3 protein-coding genes, 1 tRNA gene and 1 pseudogene are annotated in these 2,092 nt (G+C 59.2%); all 5 read left to right on the forward strand.

Annotated features, from left to right (window positions below; all coding sequences use genetic code 11):
• The first annotated feature begins 117 nt into the window (after nucleotides 1-117).
• A tRNA-Trp gene (locus tag JMF90_RS34700) sits at nucleotides 118-193 on the forward strand.
• A 42-nt stretch (nucleotides 194-235) separates the two neighbouring features.
• Nucleotides 236-616 (forward strand): preprotein translocase subunit SecE, encoded by a 381-nt coding sequence (secE, locus tag JMF90_RS34705; protein ID WP_006477202.1) that lies wholly within the window; start codon nucleotides 236-238, stop codon nucleotides 614-616.
• A 1-nt stretch (nucleotide 617) separates the two neighbouring features.
• Nucleotides 618-1,175, forward strand: a complete 558-nt coding sequence (gene nusG / locus JMF90_RS34710; protein WP_006400672.1) for a transcription termination/antitermination protein NusG — start codon at nucleotides 618-620, stop codon at nucleotides 1,173-1,175.
• Between the two features lie 140 nt (nucleotides 1,176-1,315).
• Entirely contained in the window at nucleotides 1,316-1,747 is a 432-nt protein-coding gene (gene rplK, locus JMF90_RS34715) for a 50S ribosomal protein L11 (protein WP_006477201.1), read from the forward strand.
• Nucleotides 1,748-2,092: pseudogene (rplA, locus tag JMF90_RS34720) on the forward strand (50S ribosomal protein L1); the annotation flags it as partial.

Genomic DNA, 2,092 nt, shown 5'->3' on the forward strand with positions numbered 1-2,092 from the left:
AATCCGCGAAGGCGGCCGTACGGTCGGCGCCGGCGTCGTCGCCAAGATCATCGAGTAAGCCAGTTATTCGTTGATCGACAGTTTTGGGGCTGGCATCAGCCGGCCCCAACATGGTTTAGGGGTATAGCTCAACTGGCAGAGCGTCGGTCTCCAAAACCGAAGGTTGGGGGTTCGATTCCCTCTGCCCCTGCCAAAAATCGCCACGTGTCCCACGTGGCATTTGTTTTAAGGTGTTATGGCGAATCCATCCGTCGAAACTGTAAATACCTCCGGCGATAAGCTGATGCTGGCCCTGGGCGTATTGCTGGTGTTGGCCGGATTCGTGGGCTTCTTCTGGCTGACCAATCAGCAGTGGTATGTCCGCGGTGCCGCGTTGGCGGTAGGTATCATCGCCGGCGTGGCCGTCGGGCTGATGTCCGCCCCTGGCAAGAGCCTCATCGCGTTTGCCAAGGATTCGTACAAGGAAGTCCGGAAGGTCGTATGGCCCACCCGCAAGGAAGCAACGCAAACCACACTCGTCGTGTTCGGTTTCGTGCTTGTGATGGCGATTTTCCTCTGGTTGAGCGACAAATCGATCGAATGGGTGATTTTCTCGGCGATTCTGGGTTGGAAATGATATGAGCGATACTCCGGCATCCCCGAGCGGAAAGCGTTGGTACGTCGTGCACGCCTACTCCGGTATGGAGAAGAGCGTGCAACGTGCGCTTCAAGAGCGCATCGAACGTGCTGGCATGCAGGACAAATTCGGTCAGATCCTGGTTCCGACCGAAGAAGTGGTCGAAGTCAAAGGCGGCCACAAGGCCGTGACCGAACGTCGTTTCTTCCCCGGCTACGTGCTGGTGGAAATGGAAATGACGGACGAAACGTGGCACCTCGTGAAGAACACCGCGAAGGTCACCGGTTTCGTCGGCGGTGCGCGTAACCGCCCGACCCCGATTTCCCCGAAGGAAGTCGAGAAGATCATGTCGCAGATGCAGGAAGGCGTCGAAAAGCCGCGCCCGAAGACCCTGTTCGAAGTCGGCGAGATGGTGCGTGTCAAGGAAGGCCCGTTCACGGACTTCAACGGCACCGTCGAAGAAGTCAACTACGAGAAATCGCGGGTGCGTGTGTCGGTCACCATCTTTGGCCGCTCCACCCCGGTCGAACTCGAGTTCGGCCAGGTCGAAAAAGTTTGATCCCGATTCGGTGGGCAGCCTCGGCTGCCCACCTTCGCGCTTACGGCCCGCGTCATGGTCGTTGAGGAGCGTCAGTAGCCAGCGGCGAAAGCGCGTTATCACTCACCGAACGCCTTCCCGGCGTTCCAATGAGGTTTCAAATGGCAAAGAAGATTATCGGCTTTATCAAGCTGCAGATCCCTGCAGGTAAAGCCAACCCGTCGCCGCCGGTCGGTCCGGCACTGGGCCAGCGCGGCCTGAACATCATGGAGTTCTGCAAGGCGTTCAACGCGCAGACTCAAGGCATGGAGCCGGGTCTGCCGGTGCCGGTGGTCATCACGGCATTCGCTGACAAGAGCTTCACGTTCGTGATGAAGACGCCGCCGGCGACCGTCCTGATCAAGAAGGCGGCGAAGGTGGACAAGGGCTCGAGCAAGCCGCACACCGACAAGGTCGGTTCGATCACGCGCGCTCAAGCCGAAGAAATCGCGAAGACCAAGATGCCGGACCTTACGGCAGCTGATCTGGACGCAGCCGTTCGCACCATCGCTGGTAGCGCACGCTCGATGGGTATCACTGTGGAGGGCGTGTAAATGGCTAAGATCTCCAAGCGCCGTCAGGCATTTGCCGCCAAGGTCGATCGTCAGAAGCTGTACGCGATCGAAGACGCACTGAGCCTCGTGAAGGAATGCGCGAGCGCGAAGTTCGACGAATCGATTGACGTCGCGGTTCAGCTCGGCATCGACGCGAAGAAGTCGGACCAGGTCGTTCGTGGTTCGGTCGTTCTCCCGGCAGGTACGGGCAAGTCGGTTCGCGTTGCCGTGTTCGCGCAAGGCGAAAAGGCCGAGCAGGCGCGTGCAGCAGGCGCGGAAATCGTCGGTATGGAAGACCTGGCTGAGCAGATCAAGGCTGGCCAGATGGACTTCGACATCGTGATC

The sequence above is a fragment of the Burkholderia sp. E168m23 genome (genome assembly GCF_016586125.1).
In the GTDB taxonomy this organism is placed as follows: domain Bacteria; phylum Pseudomonadota; class Gammaproteobacteria; order Burkholderiales; family Burkholderiaceae; genus Burkholderia; species Burkholderia orbicola.

Excerpts from the sequence above, each read along its gene's own strand:
- nusG (WP_006400672.1), top strand. The coding sequence starts at position 618 with ATGAGCGATACTCCGGCATCCCCGAGCGGAAAGCGTTGGTACGTCGTG.
- rplK (WP_006477201.1), top strand. The coding sequence starts at position 1,316 with ATGGCAAAGAAGATTATCGGCTTTATCAAGCTGCAGATCCCTGCAGGT.
- secE (WP_006477202.1), top strand. The coding sequence starts at position 236 with ATGGCGAATCCATCCGTCGAAACTGTAAATACCTCCGGCGATAAGCTG.